The 15,457-nt window shown below is 63.2% G+C and carries 15 protein-coding genes and 2 pseudogenes; 10 read left to right on the top strand and 7 right to left on the bottom strand.

Annotation, left to right across the window (positions count from 1 at the left end; translation table 11 throughout):
- Positions 1-17 precede the first annotated feature (17 nt).
- Positions 18-1,253 carry an IS701 family transposase gene (locus tag AS156_RS27550; protein WP_066503483.1) on the top strand — a complete coding sequence of 412 codons (1,236 nt, stop codon included), beginning with the start codon at positions 18-20 and terminating at the stop codon, positions 1,251-1,253.
- Between the two features lie 154 nt (positions 1,254-1,407).
- Here the strand turns inward: AS156_RS27550 and AS156_RS27555 are convergent, their stop codons facing one another.
- The 3 genes and pseudogenes from AS156_RS27555 to AS156_RS43535 form a co-directional block, all read right to left on the bottom strand.
- A complete protein-coding gene (locus AS156_RS27555) occupies positions 1,408-1,659 on the bottom strand; it encodes a hypothetical protein (RefSeq protein WP_136626459.1) in 252 nt (83 codons plus the stop codon).
- Positions 1,660-1,688: 29 nt separating this feature from the next.
- A pseudogene (locus AS156_RS27560) lies at positions 1,689-3,425 on the bottom strand (putative bifunctional diguanylate cyclase/phosphodiesterase); the annotation flags it as partial.
- A 475-nt stretch (positions 3,426-3,900) separates the two neighbouring features.
- Complete coding sequence (locus tag AS156_RS43535; protein ID WP_201456119.1) at positions 3,901-4,128, bottom strand: hypothetical protein; 228 nt, start codon at positions 4,126-4,128, stop codon at positions 3,901-3,903.
- On the opposite strand from AS156_RS43535, the gene AS156_RS27565 reads away from it, so the two are divergent.
- A complete protein-coding gene (locus tag AS156_RS27565; RefSeq protein WP_160331150.1) occupies positions 4,031-5,722 on the top strand; it encodes an ATP-binding protein in 1,692 nt (563 codons plus the stop codon). The genes AS156_RS43535 and AS156_RS27565 overlap by 98 nt on opposite strands.
- 118 nt (positions 5,723-5,840) lie before the next feature.
- Positions 5,841-6,419, top strand: coding sequence for a peroxidase-related enzyme (locus AS156_RS27570; RefSeq protein WP_066511220.1), 579 nt, complete (start codon positions 5,841-5,843; stop codon positions 6,417-6,419).
- An 89-nt stretch (positions 6,420-6,508) separates the two neighbouring features.
- Here AS156_RS27570 and AS156_RS27575 read toward each other — a convergent pair whose 3' ends face one another.
- Positions 6,509-7,135: a ParB-like protein gene (locus AS156_RS27575; RefSeq protein ID WP_066511231.1), complete on the bottom strand. Its 627-nt coding sequence runs from the start codon at positions 7,133-7,135 to the stop codon at positions 6,509-6,511.
- 96 nt (positions 7,136-7,231) lie between these two features.
- On the opposite strand from AS156_RS27575, the gene AS156_RS27580 reads away from it, so the two are divergent.
- From AS156_RS27580 to AS156_RS27610, 7 genes are all read left to right on the top strand, one after another.
- Positions 7,232-8,116: an ion channel gene (locus AS156_RS27580; RefSeq protein ID WP_066511506.1), complete on the top strand. Its 885-nt coding sequence runs from the start codon at positions 7,232-7,234 to the stop codon at positions 8,114-8,116.
- An 87-nt stretch (positions 8,117-8,203) separates the two neighbouring features.
- On the top strand, positions 8,204-8,545 hold the full coding sequence (locus tag AS156_RS27585; protein ID WP_066511508.1) for a hypothetical protein: 342 nt from the start codon (positions 8,204-8,206) through the stop codon (positions 8,543-8,545).
- A 184-nt stretch (positions 8,546-8,729) separates the two neighbouring features.
- The gene (locus tag AS156_RS27590) at positions 8,730-9,029 is read left to right on the top strand and encodes an acyl carrier protein (protein ID WP_024582229.1); all 300 of its coding nucleotides are present in this window, start codon (positions 8,730-8,732) and stop codon (positions 9,027-9,029) included.
- Positions 9,030-9,038: 9 nt separating this feature from the next.
- The gene (locus tag AS156_RS27595) at positions 9,039-9,512 is read left to right on the top strand and encodes a 3-hydroxyacyl-ACP dehydratase FabZ family protein (protein ID WP_066511235.1); all 474 of its coding nucleotides are present in this window, start codon (positions 9,039-9,041) and stop codon (positions 9,510-9,512) included.
- Positions 9,505-10,692, top strand: coding sequence for a beta-ketoacyl-ACP synthase (locus AS156_RS27600; RefSeq protein WP_082747767.1), 1,188 nt, complete (start codon positions 9,505-9,507; stop codon positions 10,690-10,692). Before AS156_RS27595 ends, AS156_RS27600 begins: the two co-directional genes overlap by 8 nt.
- 27 nt (positions 10,693-10,719) lie before the next feature.
- Positions 10,720-11,997, top strand: coding sequence for a beta-ketoacyl-ACP synthase (locus AS156_RS27605; protein WP_066511240.1), 1,278 nt, complete (start codon positions 10,720-10,722; stop codon positions 11,995-11,997).
- A gap of 21 nt (positions 11,998-12,018) precedes the next feature.
- Positions 12,019-12,954 (top strand): lipid A biosynthesis lauroyl acyltransferase, encoded by a 936-nt coding sequence (locus AS156_RS27610; RefSeq protein WP_066511241.1) that lies wholly within the window; start codon positions 12,019-12,021, stop codon positions 12,952-12,954.
- 125 nt (positions 12,955-13,079) lie between these two features.
- Here the strand turns inward: AS156_RS27610 and AS156_RS27615 are convergent, their stop codons facing one another.
- The 3 genes and pseudogenes from AS156_RS27615 to AS156_RS45020 all read right to left on the bottom strand — a co-directional run.
- Positions 13,080-14,156, bottom strand: coding sequence for a polyamine ABC transporter substrate-binding protein (locus AS156_RS27615; RefSeq protein WP_430641818.1), 1,077 nt, complete (start codon positions 14,154-14,156; stop codon positions 13,080-13,082).
- Positions 14,157-14,196: 40 nt separating this feature from the next.
- Positions 14,197-15,366 carry an aminotransferase gene (locus tag AS156_RS27620; RefSeq protein ID WP_066511243.1) on the bottom strand — a complete coding sequence of 390 codons (1,170 nt, stop codon included), beginning with the start codon at positions 15,364-15,366 and terminating at the stop codon, positions 14,197-14,199.
- Positions 15,367-15,374: 8 nt separating this feature from the next.
- Positions 15,375-15,457, bottom strand: a pseudogene (locus tag AS156_RS45020) (rhodanese-like domain-containing protein); the annotation flags it as partial.

Here is a 15,457-nt window from a genome sequence, read left to right on the forward strand (position 1 = left end):
TGAATCCATGGGCAACCATGATTCGAAGATTGTGGGCGCAGGCAGCGTCAGTTGAAGAGACGCTTGCGTTGTGGGCTGCGTCGCTTCGGGAGGTTAAGAAGCGGATACGTCCGCTGTTCGGGCAAGAACGTGTTGCGAGGAACGCGGGCCTGTTTCTGGAAGGTCTGCTCGGTGATGAGCAACGCAAGACCGGTTGGATGCGCGCGGAGGCCGCTGGCGATCCTGGTCCTTGGCGGCAACAGGCGATCTTGGGTCGCAGCGATTGGGATGCCGATGCCTTGCGCGATATTGTCCGCGACTATGTGATGGAGCATTTGGCAGACGACGATGCGGTCCTCGTCATCGACGAGACCGGCTTTCTCAAACAGGGGAAGGCGTCGTGCGGCGTGGCGCGGCAATACACCGGTTCGGCAGGCAAGATTACGAACTGCCAGATCGGCGTGTTCGCTACCTACGTTTCGCGTCATGGCCATGCGTTCATCGATCGCGCATTATATCTTCCGAAGGAATGGACCGACGATCCAGATCGCCTGGAAGCCACATACGTGCCTGCCGACGTCGGTTTTGCGACCAAGCCAAAGCTTGCGACGAGAATGATCGCACGGGCGATAGCGGCGTCTGTCCCATTCAACTGGGTTGCCGGCGATACCGTTTACGGTGTTGGCGACCTCGAACAGCAATTGCGTCGGGCCGGCAAGGGCTACGTGCTTGGGGTCAACAGCGCTCATGTATTCCGATCCTGGGGCAAGCGACCGCCGGTCGCCGGGACGGCTGCGGAACTCGCCCGGACGCGACGCCCATCCGACTGGAAGCGCCTGTCGGCCGGTGCCGGAACCAAAGGACCGCGGCTGCACGATTGGTGTTATCTCGAACTAGCCGATCTCGATGCCGAAGAATTCAACAGCGTCGATCAAGGTCTTTGGACACGCGGTCTGCTGATCCGGCGTCGTATCGCTGATGATGACCTCGCCTTCTTCTCGACCTGGTGCCCGGCAGGAACATCAATTGAAACGCTGGTCGCGGTCGAAGGCCATCGATGGGCGATCGAAGACAGCTTTGAAACTGCGAAAAACGAATTCGGGCTCGATCACAACGAGAGCAGATCCTGGCATGGCTGGCACCGTCACGTGTCCTTGGTGATGCTCGCATTCGCCATGATGGCCGCAATCCGGCATCGCGCCAATCCGACGCCGCCCAAAAAAACGAAACGGCGCCACGCGGCAAAAGCCAAAACAAAACCGCCCCCAAACTGATCCGCTGGTCACTCCAGGAAATCCGCCGCATTGCCATCAGACTTCATCGCACGCGGATCGAACCCGCGCTCATCATCGCTTGGTCCTTCTGGCGCAGAGCCCACCAGGCGGCAGCTCAACGGGCGCACCTCAAAGCAAAAAGACAACTGTAATGCTAGCCCCGCGACATCATCACCGGCGCCGGCGCGCGCGGCCGGGATGCTGTCGCGGACACCGTCAATGCGACGGCGAGCGCGCACACCACGCAGAGCTTCATCCGCGCCGTCCGGCGGTCGGTCATGGGCAGGAAAAAGAAGAACGCCATCGCGAGAACGAGGAGCGCGTTCACAAGACAATACATGGCGAAGCCCTCTTGCTGCGCGTGAACAAGATGGCCGGCGGCCACGGGGCGTTCCGTGGCCGACATCACATATCGAAAGTGGCCGGAGCCGACGGTCAGGCGACCGAGGCAGCCCGCTCGCGGTACGACGACAGGAGCTTGCGGATATCAGTCGCCGGCACCGGCCGGCTGAACAGATAGCCCTGCATTTCGGTGCAGCCGAGGATACGCAGCATGTTGCGCTGCTGCTCGGTCTCGACGCCCTCGGCGGTGGTGGTCATGTCGCTGGCGGCGGCGATGTTCACCACGGCCTGCACGATCGTGGAAGACGCGCCGGCGCCGGCGAGATCCTTGATGAAGGCGCGATCGATCTTGATCTTGTCGAACGGAAAACGCTGAAGATAGCTCAGCGAGGAGTAGCCGGTGCCGAAATCGTCGAGCGCGATCCGCACGCCGAGTTCACGCAACTGATGCAGGATATCGAGCGCTGCCTCGTCGTCACGGATCAGCACCGCTTCGGTGATCTCGAGCTCAAGCCGCGAGGCCGAGAGTCCCGACGCCGCAAGCGCCGTGGCGACGTTCAGCGCGAGCGTCTGGCTCTTGAACTGGATCGGGGAGACGTTGACCGCCACATGAACATGATCCGGCCAGTTCACCGCTTCCCGGCATGCGGTGTTGAGCACCCAGTGGCCGAGATCGTTGATCAGGCCGGTTTCCTCGGCGACCGGGATGAAATCAGCCGGCGAGATGGTGCCGCGTTCGGGATGACGCCACCTCAGCAGCGCCTCGCAGCAGCTGACCTTGCTGTCCTCGAGATGGAGCAGCGGCTGATAATGGAGCTCGAAGCCACCGTCGGCGATTGCCTGGCGCAGCTCCAGTTCGAGGCTGCGCCGCGCCTTGGCGCGCGCGTCCATGCCGGCCTCGAAGAAACGATAGGTACGCCGGCCGTCACTCTTCGCTCCATAGAGCGCGAGGTCGGCGTTGCGAAGCAGCTGATCGAGGTCAATACCGTCGCTGGGCGCGACCGCGATGCCGATGCTTGCGTCGGTGGTGATCAGGTGCCCACTGCAATCGATCGGTTCGCGGATCGCCTGATAGATCGCGGCCAGCAGCTGCATGGTCTCGGTATGGCTGCGGATCGCGGTCTGGATCACGGCGAACTCGTCGCCGCCGAGCCGGGCCGCAACATCGGTCTCCTTGACGCAGGCGCGCAGTCGGCCGGCGATCGCCTTGAGCAGCTCGTCGCCGATCTGATGGCCGAGCGCGTCGTTGACGCTCTTGAACTCGTCGATGTCGATATACATGACGGCGAGCTGCCCGCCCGGCCGGATCGCCTTCAGCGCCTGCTCCAGCCGCTCACGGAACAGCACGCGGTTGGGCAGATCGGTCAGCGCATCGTAATGCGCCATATGGGCGATCTTCTCGTCGGCGCGGGTGCGCTCGGTGATGTCCTCGATCGTCGCCACCCACCCGCCCAGCGGCAGCGGCTTGTTGACGATCTCGATCGCGCGCCCGCCCGGCGCCTCGGTGAGCTGCCGCGTTGCCTTGCCGAGCGCCACGTTGCGGATGATGGCGTTGCAGAATTCGTCGACATCGCCGTCGAACGACCCGGTCTCCTGACGGTGCGCGATCAGGCGCTGCATCGTGCAGCCGGGTTTCGCCACGTCAGGCGAGAGACCGAACATCTCGATGTAGGGTCGGTTGCAGATGATGATCCGCGCCGACGCGTCGTAGAGAACGAGTCCCTGCGGAATGTTGTTCACCGCCGTCGACAGATTGCGGCGCTCGACGGCGAGCCGCTCATCCGAGGTCTGATGTCGCTTCAGCACCAGGAAGACAATGACGGCCAGGATCACGATCGCCGCCATCAGCAGCCCTTCGCGCACGCTCCATGTCGCCGTTGCGCTTCCGAGCAGGCTTCCGACCAACAGACCTGCGCAGAACGCAAGCCCTTTGGTCGAACGGCTTTCGGCATTCCCAGACACTGGATTGCGATCGTCGATACGCACGCTGGTCTCCCCGGGGGCCGTATCGTTACGCGTTACAAATGGAGAGGGCGTTACAAGTCGCAGTTAGCAATCGGTTACACGATACCGAGAAGAGACGCGGCAAAATTGTGCAAGGGTATCCACGGACCATGATCGGAAGGGCTCTCCTTCGGCATGGTAAACCCGGCCTTAATGCAAACACCCCGAAACAATCGCAGTCTGTCCCGGAAAGCGACGATTTCTCAGCAGAAACCAAGCAGCTGCCGCACGCCTCGTCGCGCTAAAAGAACAAATCCTCACCCGGAAGCGGTAGATTTAGCCGATCCGGAACCGTGGCGATTTAACGGATTTTCCAGCCCCGCCCCGGCATATTGGTCCGGACATTCATTTTTCGAAACAGCCAGGCCGCAACCGTGACATCCTTCGGACGTGTGATTTCTGTGCGCGGCTCGCAGGCCCGGGTCGGACTCATGGCTGCGGGCCAGATGCCGCTTTCGGAAATGCGTGCGACCGTCGGCCGGTTTGTCAGCATCCGTTGCGCGACCTCGGTGATTGTCGCGATGATCACCGAAGTTTCGTGCGAGGACGTGGCGGATTCCGAGACCTACATCGCGACCGCCTCGGTCGACTTGCTCGGTGAGATCTATGGCGGCGACCGCCCCAAATTCCAGCGCGGCGTCACCCACTATCCGACCATCGGCGACAGCGTCGAACTGATCACCAACCAGGAGCTGCGCACGGTCTACGCGCCGAGCGGCTCGGACCAGATCAATGTCGGGACGCTGCAGCAGGACAAGTCGGTCATCGCCTATGTCGATGTCGAGGAAATGCTCTCCAAGCATTTCGCGGTGCTCGGCTCGACCGGCGTCGGCAAGTCGACCGGCGTGTCGCTGCTGCTCAACGAGATCCTGAAGTCGCGGCCGAACCTGCGCATCTTCCTGCTCGACGTGCACAATGAATACGGCCGCTGCTTCGGCGAGCGCGCTCAGGTGCTCAATCCGCGAAACCTCAAGCTGCCATTCTGGCTGTTCAACTTCGAAGAGATCGTCGACGTGCTGTTCGGCGGACGTCCCGGCGTGCCCGAAGAGCTCGACATCCTCGCCGAAGTGATCCCGATCGCGAAGGGCATCTATACCCAGTACCAGAATTCCGACCGGGTCGGACTCGGGCTGAAGCGCGTCGATCCGAAGCAGATCGGCTACACGGTCGACACGCCGGTGCCCTATCGCCTCGTCGACCTGATCTCGCAGATCGACGAGCGCATGGGCAAGCTCGAGAACCGCTCGTCACGCATCATTTATCACAAGCTGATCTCGCGCATCGACACCGTGCGCAACGATCCGCGCTATGCCTTCATGTTCGACAACGCCAATGTCGGCGGCGACACCATGGCGGACGTGATCAGCCATCTGTTCCGCCTGCCGGCCAACGGCAAGCCGATGACCATCATGCAGCTCGCCGGCTTCCCGGCCGAAGTCGTCGATTCCGTGGTGTCGGTGCTGTGCCGCATGGCGTTCGATTTCGGGCTGTGGAGCGACGGCGTCTCGCCTATGCTGTTCGTCTGCGAGGAGGCGCACCGCTACGCTTCCGCCGACCGCAACATCGGGTTCGGACCGACGCGCAAGGCGGTCTCGCGCATCGCCAAGGAAGGCCGCAAATACGGCGTCTATCTCGGCCTCATCACCCAGCGTCCGGCCGAGCTCGACGCGACCATCATCTCCCAGTGCAATACGCTGTTCACGATGCGCCTTGCCAACGATCGCGACCAGGCGCTGCTGCGCTCGGCGGTTTCGGACGCCGCCGCCAACCTGCTGTCGTTCGTACCCTCGCTCGGCACTCGCGAGGTGCTGGCGTTCGGCGAAGGCGTGGCGCTGCCGACGCGCCTGCGCTTCAAGGAAGTGCCGCCGCACCAGGTGCCGCGCGGCGAAGCCACCATCGCGACCGTGCCGTCGGTCACCGCCGGCCACGACCTGCATTTCGTCAGCGCCGTGCTGGAACGCTGGCGCGGCGCGACATCGCATCGCGACGCGCTCGTCGACTCCGGCGTCAATGACCGCGCGCAGGCGCCGCGGCCAATGGCCTCGGCGGAAGCACCGATGCTGCAGCCCTCGCTCGGGCTCGATCCCGATCGCTTCTCGCTGCTGAAGAAGCCGTTGCGCTGACGCGCGATCATGCGCCAATAAGCATCGCGGCCGGACCGCCGATGCGCCTTGCACCGGGGCTATCATCCACTATGGTTCGACGTGACGCCGCATTCCAGCGGCATGCCGGAACCATCTCATGACTCAGCCGACCGCCAAACGCTTCGCCCCGCCCGCTCTCGACAAGCTTCCCGAGGATATTCGCACCCGCATCCTGGCAGTGCAGGAGAAGTCGGGCTTCGTGCCGAACGTCTTCCTGTCGCTGGCCTATCGTCCGGACGAGTTTCGCGCCTTCTTCGCCTATCACGACGCGCTGATGGAGAAGGACAGCGGGCTCTCCAAGGCCGAGCGCGAGATGATCGTGGTGGCGACCAGCGCTGCCAACCAGTGCCAGTATTGCGTGATCGCCCACGGCGCGATCCTGCGCATCCGTGCCAAGAACCCGCTGATCGCCGACCAGATCGCCGCCAACTACCGCAAGGCCGACATCACGCCGCGGCAGCGCGCGATGCTCGACTTCGCGATGAAGGTGAGCCGCGCCGCCGAAGAGGTCTCGGAGGTCGACTTCGTCGCCCTCGCTGCCCACGGCTTCAGGGACGACGACATCTGGGATATCGCCGCGGTCGCTGCGTTCTTCGCGCTCTCGAACCGGATGGCGAACGTCACCGCGATGCGCCCGAACGACGAATTCTACGTGCTCGGTCGGCAGCCGAAGTAGAGGCCCGCGTTGGCAGACTGGAGCGAGATCATCCTGCGCCTCGGCGCGGCCACCTGGCAGGATCCCGCGCCGCCACACCTTCAGGTTGATCAGTCGTCCGACGCCGGCCCGCACCAGCCGGGCAGATAGACCGCACCCTGGCTGCGCCCGAGCGCGAGGCCTTTCTCCAGCGCCTTGGCGAAATTGTTCTCCACCGTCTTGCGCGGAATGTGCCGGCGCAGGAAATCGGCCCACAGGAATTCGCTGAACGGTGTCGTGTCCTTGGCGAAGCCGCCGGCCCGGCGCATCTCGCCCGCAAGGCTGCGGAACGGATCGTCCTTGAGATCCTTGATCGACTTCGGAATGTCCCTGAAGTGGCAGCGGTCGCCCTTGGCGTTGTAGGGATAGACCCAGCGCTTGTTGTCCATCACGCCCCAGAATACGTCACGCTCGACCATCGTGAGGTCCCCGATCACGGTGACCAGAATGTCCTTGACGCCCTCCTCGTGCAGCGCGCGCGCCATGTGATGATGATCGACCACGTAGTAGCGATCGTCCGGACCGTGCACCACGGGGATCATGTGCTTGCCGAGCAGTTCCGCGCGCTTCTTGCTGGAGGCGTGCTCACGCCAGCGCTTCCGCTTCTCCTTCACCTCGTGCATGCCGACCGTCATCTGGGTCGGTCGCAACGACATGATTGGGACCGGCTTGACGTAGGGTTCGCGCGTATGGGCCATGAATCTGTGCTCCCGTTTGACCGGCACTGTGCAGTTGGTTCCATTATGACATGATGTCAGAGGCGGGTGTAAAGACCCCCGGTCGGGATGAACGGAATGGCCGCGACAGAGAGTGATCGAGTAGCAAAGGCCCGCAGGGTCCGCCTTGGCAATCGCGTGGTCGTGACCGAAGGGCTCGAGCTCAGTTTCTGGGCCGACGTCAGCCATCGCTGCCTGACGGCATCCTGGCCGAGCTTCATTGGCGGTGCAGCATTGGTGTTCATCATCTTCAATGCCTTCTTCGCTCTCCTGTACTGGCTCGGCGATCAGCCGATCGCGAATGTGCCCGGCGGCCAGTACATCGACTACCTCTATTTCAGCATCGAAACGCTCTCGACCGCCGGCTACGGCGATATGCATCCGCAGACGCATTACGGGCACTTCATTGCGGCCGTCGAGCTGTTTACAGGCATCTTCTCGATGTCGCTGATGACCGGATTGATCTTCGCCCGGTTCTCCCGGCCGCGTGCCCGTCTGCTGTTCGCGGACAATCCCGTGATTTCGAATCATGAGGGTCAGCAGACGTTGATGATCCGTCTCGCCAACGAGCGGCACAACATCATTGCCAACGCCACCGCGCGGCTCTGGCTGTTCAAGAACGGTGTCAGCAAGGAAGGCATGGCATATCGCCGGTTCTACGACCTGCCGCTCGTGCAGCGCGAAAGCCCGGCGCTGGCGCTAAGCTGGACTTTGTTTCACGTCATCGGCGAGGACAGCCCACTCCATGGCCTCAGCGCTGCCGACCTGGAAGCCATCAACGCCGGGTTGGGGGTGGTCGTCTCAGGCTATGACGACCTTGCAGCGCAAACTGTGCATGCGCGACGATCGTACGAGCATTCGGATATCCGCATCGGCCATCGCTACGCCGAGATCCTGCGTACGACCGACGACGGCCTGATCAGGATCGACTACAGCCGGTTCCACGACACGATCGAGGCGTGAATACCACCTCCGCGCGCACTAAGATTTTAGGTGTGGAGCGCAGCGAACATGCTACAACTTGGTTGCGACGCGACCGGACTGACAGCAGTGAAAACGCAGCGGCCAATCATTTCGGATGACGAGCACGTGGTGCTCAAATTCCGGCCGCGTACGTCGGCGCAGCCCCCCGGCAAGCGCGAGGAGCCGACCCGGCCGGCCCGCCCAGCATCGGTCGCCAACGATTTGTCCCGCTACGAGAGGCCGCGCGAGGAGCCGGACGACTTCCGCCAGCGCATGCTTGCCAACATCGCCGCCTTCGCCTTCACCGTGGCGCTCACCGCGATCGGCATCTGGCTTGCCATGAGCATCGCCGACCTGCGCAAGACCCAGGACTGCGTGCTGATGGGCCTGCGCGACTGCGCAAAGATTTCGGTGATGCCGCGAAGCTAGGCTGGCCGGAACCCCTGCCTGAAAAACCGGCCATGCCTGGCCGGCCAAGCTCCATTGAACTAACGGCCCCGCTCCGATATACGGGCACACGACTCCGGCAACAGACCTAGGGGATGCTGGGGCGCCGCGTCCGTTTTCTCCGAAGCCGCTCCGGAATTACCCCCAATATATCAAAGGCTTAATGATGTCCTCCACATTCGAGCAGATCGCCAACATTATCGCGGAGACCTGCGATATTCCGCGCGACACGATCAAGCCGGAGAGCCATGCCATCGACGATCTGGGAATCGACAGCCTCGACTTCCTGGACATCGCCTTTGCCATCGACAAGGCTTTCGGAATCAAGATGCCGCTCGAAAAGTGGACCCAGGAGGTCAACGACGGCAAGGCAACGACAGAGCAGTACTTCGTGCTGAAGAACCTCGCCGATCGTATCGACGAGTTGGTCGCGGCCAAGAACGCGGGCACGGGCACGGGCTCGTAACCGCCCGCCATGCAGCTCGAATATTTTCAGCTGATTGATCGGATCGTCGACCTCAATCTCGACGCCAAAACGATCACGGTCGAGGCCCAGGTTCCGGCGACGCACACCATTTTCGAGGGGCACTTCCCGGGCTTTCCCATCATGCCCGGGGTACTGCTGACCGAAGCGATGGCGCAGAGCTCGGGATGGCTCTTGCTAGGCCTGTTGAAGTTTGAGCGCATGCCGTTTCTCGCAATCGTAAAGGAAGCAAAGATGCGGGGCTTCGTCAGTCCCGGTCAGCTCCTGACGATCGATGCGAAGCTGGAGCACGAAGGCTCCGGCTTTGCTGTCACGAAGGCCAAGGGTCGCGTCGGCACCGACTTGAAGTGCAGCGCGGAAATAACCTTCGGCCTTGCTCCCTTCCCCGATCCCGCCCTTCGCGTCCATATGGATGCAATGGCGAACAAGATCGGATTCCCGCTGCAGGCAAATACCCATGGCTGAGCCGAAAGAAGTCTGGATCACCGGAATAGGTCTGCTGTCCTCGCTGGGCGAAGGGCTCGATGCGCATTGGGAAGCGCTGACCGCCAAGCGCGTCAATGTCGACGAGACGCGCCTCGCGCCGTACGTCATCCACCCGATTGCTCCGGTCAGCTTCGACGCCCAGATCCCGAAGAAGGGCGATCAACGTCAGATGGAGACGTGGCAACGCATCGGCGTCTATGCGGCCGGCCTTGCGCTCGACTCCGCCGGCGTCAAAGGCAATCAGGAAATCCTGTCACGGATGGACATGATCGTCGCGGCGGGCGGCGGCGAGCGCGATCTCAAGGTCGACCTCGCGATCATGAATGCCGACGCGCAGGGCAATTTGCCGTCCGGTGCCATCAACGAGAAGCTGATGAACGAGTTGCGTCCGACGCTGTTCCTGGCGCAGCTCTCCAACCTGCTTGCGGGCAACATTGCAATCGTGCACGGCGTATGCGGCACCTCGCGCACCTTCATGGGCGAGGAAGCCTCGAGCATCGACGCGGCGCGCAACGCGGTCGCCCGCATCGGCGCCGGCCAGAGCGACATCGCATTGGTGGGCGCCGCCCACAATGGCGATCGCGGCGACCTCTTGATGCTCTACGAATTCGGCGAGTTCAGCCTGAAGGGCCCATATGCGCCGGTCTGGGCCCGCAAGGACAAGCCCGGTTTCGCGCTCGGCTCGGTCGGCGCGTTCCTGGTCATGGAGTCGCGCGAACATGCAGAAGCCCGTGGCGCGAAACCCTACGCCAAGCTGACCAAGGTGGTTGCCGATCTGGCCCGGCGCAAGGAGCCCGGCGCGGTGACGAAGTCGCTGCAGGCGATGTGGCCGCAACTCGGCGCGACCGATGACGAGACAGCCGTGATCACGGGCGCAACCGGGGCCGAACCCGCTACCGCGGAAGAGCGCGCCTTCCTGGGCGAACATCCTGGCCTCGCCGTGCGCGCCACCGGGACGACCTTCGGCCATACGATCGAGGCGCAGTTTCCGCTCGGTCTGGCGCTGGCCGCGCTCTCGATCTCGCGCGGAGCGCTCTACCCGGCCAACGACCCGACCGGGTTCGAGGTTGAAAAGGCAGGCCCGCCAACCCAGATTGTCGTCATGGGGGCCGGTCATTGGCAGGGCGAAGGCATGGCCCTAGTCGAGGCCGTCAAGTAGGTCCGGCGCAGCACCGACGGGGAAACCATGACAGCAACACGCGATAAATTCGGCCGACCGATCGTTGTCGTGACCGGCATGGGAATCGTGACATCGCTCGGCGCGGGCAAGACGGACAACTGGAATCGGCTGACCGCCGGTGAGTCCGGTATCAAGACGGTGACCCGCTTCCCGATCGACGGCATGAAGACGACGATGGCCGGCGCGGTCGATTTCGTGACCGTCGATCCCTTCTCCTCGACCAGCCTCTCCGAGCGCCTCGCGGTGATGGCCACCGAGGAAGCGCTCGGCCAATCGGGCATCGGCAGCAAGGGCGATTTTCCCGGTCCGATGTTTCTGGCCGTTGCTCCGATCGAGACCGAATGGCCGCAGCGGCTGGAGGTCGCGCGCGCCGTCGAGACCAAGGATTTCGGAATAATCGAGTATCTGGCGACCTGCGGCAGCGGCCAGTTCACCCGCTTCCATCGCCGTTTCACCTTCGGTTCCGTCGCACTGAATCTCGCCGAGACCTTCGGCACCAAGGGGTCGCCGATTTCATTGTCGACGGCCTGCGCGTCCGGCGCGACCGCGATCCAGCTCGGCGTCGAGGCGATCCGCCGTGGTGAGGCCGACGCGACGCTGTGCATCGCGACCGACGGCTCGGTCAATCCGGAAGCCATGGTGCGCTTCTCGCTGCTCTCAGCCCTCTCCACCCAGAACGATCCGCCCCAGGGCGCCTCGAAGCCGTTCTCGAAGAATCGCGATGGCTTCGTGATGGCCGAAGGTGCCGGCGCGCTCGTGCTGGAAAGCTACGACGCCGCGGTGGCGCGCGGCGCACGCATCCTCGGCGTCGTCGCCGGCTGCGGCGAACTCACCGACTCCTTCCACCGCACGCGTTCGAGCCCGGACGGTAAGCCGGCGATCGGCTGCGTTCGCAAGACGCTTGCCGATGCAGGCATGGAGCCGAACCAGATCGACCACATCAACGCGCACGGCACCTCGACGCCGGAAAACGACAAGATGGAATATCTTGCGACCGCGGCCGTGTTCGGCGAGCACACCCCGAACATCCCGGTGTCGTCGAACAAGTCGATGGTCGGCCACACCATCTCCGCGGCCGGCGCGGTCGAGGCGATCTACTCGCTGCTTACACTCGAACATCAGCGGATTCCGCCGACCATCAACTACGAGGTGCCGGATCCCGCGATTCCGTTCGACGTGGTCGGCAACAAGGCACGCGATGCGCGTGTCACGGCCGTGATGTCGAACTCGTTCGGTTTCGGCGGGCAGAATGCCTCGCTGATCCTGACGCGCGAACCCGCCTGACCGGCGCTCGCGCCTCGTGCGATGAAACGCCTGCTCCTTCGCACCAAGGCGCGCCTTCGCGACGCCACAAAGCCTGTCACCGACGCCGCGATCGGCGCGGTGACAATCGGTCTGTTGCGGACTGCGCGCTATTTCGATCCGGACAAGAGCGCACAGTTCTTTGGCAGCGCCGCGCATTTCATCGGCCGCCGGCTGCGCGAGGACCGCATCGGTCGCGAGAATCTCAGGGCGGCCTTCCCGGAGAAATCACCGGAGGAAATCGAGACGATCCTCACCGGGGTCTGGCATAATCTCGGACGCCTCGGCGCGGAGTTCGCGCATCTCGACCGCATCTGGGACCATGATCCCGAACATCCGGACAAACCGGGGCGCGTCGAATTCTCAGGACGCAGCAAGGAGCTGTTTGACCAGTTGCGCGACGACGGCAAGCCGGCGCTGTTCTTTGCCGCCCATCTCGGCAATTGGGAGCTTCCCGCGCTCGCCGCCGTGGCGCACGGCCTGGATGCAACGATCCTGTTCCGACGCCCCAATATCGAGGCCGCCGACCGCGCGATCCAACGCATTCGCGCGGTCAAGATGGGCACGATGGTCGCGGCCGGCCGTGACGCACCGCTCAAGCTGGCGCAGGCGCTCCAGAACGGCCAGCATGTCGCGATGCTGGTCGACCAGTATCTGACCAATGGCGTCCCAGTGACCTTCTTCGGCCGCAAAACCACCGCGAATCCCACGCTGGCGCGCCTGCGCCGGCAGATCGATTGCCCGATCCACGGCACCCGGATCATCCGCCTGCCCGACGGCCGCTATCGCGGCGAGGTCTCCGAGGAAGTGAAACCGGTGTTCGATGCCTCCGGCCAGATCGACATCCAGGGCACCATGCAGGCTGTCACCGACGTCGTCGAGGGCTGGATCCGTGAATACCCGGATCAGTGGCTCTGGCTGCACCGGCGGTGGCGGTAGGCGCAAAATCTCACCGCGTCATTGCGAGCGCAGCGAAGCAATCCATCGGCCCGCATATGCGGAGCAATGGATTGCTTCGTCGCTTCGCTCCTCGCAATGACGGTTGATGCGGCCGCAGCGAGGCGTCACTTCCCCGTCTTCACCCGGGTCCATAGGCGGTTGATGATCCGCTGCGTGGCGGGATCGCGCGCGGTGATCACGAACAGCTTCTGCTGCATCGCCTCGTCGGGGTAGATGTTCTTGTCGTTGAAGATCTTCGGATCGATCAGCTTCTGGCTCGCCAGATTGCCGTTGGCGTAGGACAGGAAATTCGAGTTCTTCGCCGCGACCTCGGGACGATAGAGGTAATTGATCAGCGCATAGGCCTCTTCGACATTCTTCGCATCCGCAGGGATCGCGAGATTGTCGAAGAACATCTGCGCGCCCTCCTTCGGGATCGTGTAGCCGATCTCGACGCCGTTCTTGGCCTCTGCCGCGCGGCTGCGCGCCTGCATGACGTCGCCCGACCATCCGACCACGAAGCAGATCTCACCCGAGGCCAGCGCGCTGAGATATTCGGACGAGTGGAATTTGCGCACATAGGGCCGGATCTTCATGACGAACTCGGCGGCCTTCTCGAGATCTGCCTGCTTGGTCGAATTCGGATCGAGCCCGAGATAGTTCAGCGCCGCCGGCAGGATATCATCGGGGGAATCCAGCATATGGATGCCGCAATCCCTGAACCTGGCGAGATTCTCCGGCTTGAACACCATGTCCCAGCTGTCGATCTTCGCATCGGCCCCCAGGATTTCCCGCACCTTCTTGACGTTGTAGCCGATCCCGGTGGTACCCCACATGTAGTTGGCACCGTAGGTGTTGCCGGGATCGTAGGTCGCGAGCCGCTTGGCCACGACCGGCCATGCATTCGCAAGATTCGGCAGCTTCGACTTGTCGAGCGGCAGGAACACCTTGGCAGTGATCTGGCGCTGCAGGAAATAGCCAGTCGGCACCACGACGTCGTAACCCGACTTGCCGGCAAGCAGGCGCGTCTCCAGCGTCTCGTTGGCGTCGAACGTGTCGTAGACGACCTTGATTCCGGTTTCCTTCGTGAAGTCCTCGAGGACCCCAGGCGCCATGTAGTTCGACCAGTTGTAGAAGTTGACCGTCCGCTCCTGCGCATGGGCTGAGAAAGACAACAGCAAAGCCGCGGCGACGGCACCCATGAAGCTCAAGTGGCGACGGCTCTGCTCTCGCATTCCGGGCTTACCTCCTGCGGTGGCGGACCGCATCCGACAGACGCTCCAGCGCAGTGTCGAGCGTGGCGTCATTCTTGGCAAAACAGAACCGCACGACCGACGTCACCGCATCCTGTTCGTAGAACGCCGACACCGGGATCGCCGCGACCTTGTAGTCCTTGACGATGCGCCAGCAGAACTCCGCGTCGGTCTCGTTGAGGCCAAGCGGCGACAGGTCCACGGTGAGGAAGTACGTCCCCTGCGACTTCAGCACCGGGAAGCCGATGCTTTCGAGCCCCTTGGTCAGGCGGTCGCGGCTTCGCGCCATATCCTTGCGCATCGTATGGAAATAGTCGTCGGGCTTGTTGAGGCCGTAAGCTACGGCCGCCTGCAGATTGGGCGCTGTCGTGAAGGTGAGAAACTGGTGCACCTTGGCTGCGACCCGCAACAGCGGCGGCGCAGCGCAGACGAAGCCGATCTTCCATCCCGTCAGCGAGAATATCTTGCCGGCGCTGCCGACCTTGATGGTGCGATCGCGCATGCCCGGGATCGTGATCAGCGGGATGTGCTCGCGGCCGTCGAACACCACGTGTTCCCAGACCTCGTCGCAGATCGCGACGCTGTCGAACTCCTGGCAGAAGCGCGCCAGCAATTCGAGATCCTCGCGCGGATAGACCACCGCCGCCGGATTGAGCGGGTTGTTGAACAGCACCGCCTTTGTCTTGTGGTTGAAGGCGCTCCTCAGCATCTCCTCGTTGAGGCGCCAATGCGGCGGCTCGAGGCGCAGCAGCCGTGGAATGCCGCCGGCCTGACGGATGATCGGCAGATAGGAATCATAGACCGGCTGGAACACGATCACTTCGTCGCCGGGCTCGACGACGGCGAGGATCGCGGAGGTCAGGGCCTCGGTGCCGCCCGATGTCACCATCACTTCGGTCATCGGATCGAGCGTGAGCCCATGCCAGCGGCCGTAATGCGAGGCGATCGCCTGGCGCAGCTCCGGAATGCCCATCATCGACGGATACTGATTGTAACCGTTCACTGAAGCATCCGCGGCGGCGCGGCGGATGTCCTCCGGTCCGGGATCGTCGGGAAAGCCCTGTCCAAGATTGATGGCGTTATTGTCGCGCGCGGCCTGCGACATCGCCTCGAAGATCGTGACTGGAAGGTCTGCGAAGACCTTGTTCATTGAGGTCATGTCGGAGATCAGCCGCCCGTCTTGGTCGGCAATCCCGCCGCCTTCCAGCCGATGATGCCACCCGCCAGATGCTTGTCGTAAGGCAGGCCCG

This window comes from Bradyrhizobium macuxiense (assembly GCF_001542415.1).
Lineage (GTDB): Bacteria > Pseudomonadota > Alphaproteobacteria > Rhizobiales > Xanthobacteraceae > Bradyrhizobium > Bradyrhizobium macuxiense.

Excerpts from the sequence above, each read along its gene's own strand:
- AS156_RS27590 (WP_024582229.1), top strand. The coding sequence starts at position 8,730 with ATGTCCTCCACATTCGAGCAGATCGCCAACATTATCGCGGAGACCTGC.
- AS156_RS27575 (WP_066511231.1), bottom strand. The coding sequence starts at position 7,135 with ATGGCCCATACGCGCGAACCCTACGTCAAGCCGGTCCCAATCATGTCG.
- AS156_RS27595 (WP_066511235.1), top strand. The coding sequence starts at position 9,039 with ATGCAGCTCGAATATTTTCAGCTGATTGATCGGATCGTCGACCTCAAT.
- AS156_RS27570 (WP_066511220.1), top strand. The coding sequence starts at position 5,841 with ATGACTCAGCCGACCGCCAAACGCTTCGCCCCGCCCGCTCTCGACAAG.
- AS156_RS27605 (WP_066511240.1), top strand. The coding sequence starts at position 10,720 with ATGACAGCAACACGCGATAAATTCGGCCGACCGATCGTTGTCGTGACC.
- AS156_RS27555 (WP_136626459.1), bottom strand. The coding sequence starts at position 1,659 with ATGTCGGCCACGGAACGCCCCGTGGCCGCCGGCCATCTTGTTCACGCG.
- AS156_RS27565 (WP_160331150.1), top strand. The coding sequence starts at position 4,031 with ATGGCTGCGGGCCAGATGCCGCTTTCGGAAATGCGTGCGACCGTCGGC.
- AS156_RS27620 (WP_066511243.1), bottom strand. The coding sequence starts at position 15,366 with ATGACCTCAATGAACAAGGTCTTCGCAGACCTTCCAGTCACGATCTTC.
- AS156_RS27600 (WP_082747767.1), top strand. The coding sequence starts at position 9,505 with ATGGCTGAGCCGAAAGAAGTCTGGATCACCGGAATAGGTCTGCTGTCC.
- AS156_RS27550 (WP_066503483.1), top strand. The coding sequence starts at position 18 with ATGATTCGAAGATTGTGGGCGCAGGCAGCGTCAGTTGAAGAGACGCTT.
- AS156_RS27615 (WP_430641818.1), bottom strand. The coding sequence starts at position 14,156 with ATGGGTGCCGTCGCCGCGGCTTTGCTGTTGTCTTTCTCAGCCCATGCG.
- AS156_RS27580 (WP_066511506.1), top strand. The coding sequence starts at position 7,232 with ATGGCCGCGACAGAGAGTGATCGAGTAGCAAAGGCCCGCAGGGTCCGC.
- AS156_RS27610 (WP_066511241.1), top strand. The coding sequence starts at position 12,019 with ATGAAACGCCTGCTCCTTCGCACCAAGGCGCGCCTTCGCGACGCCACA.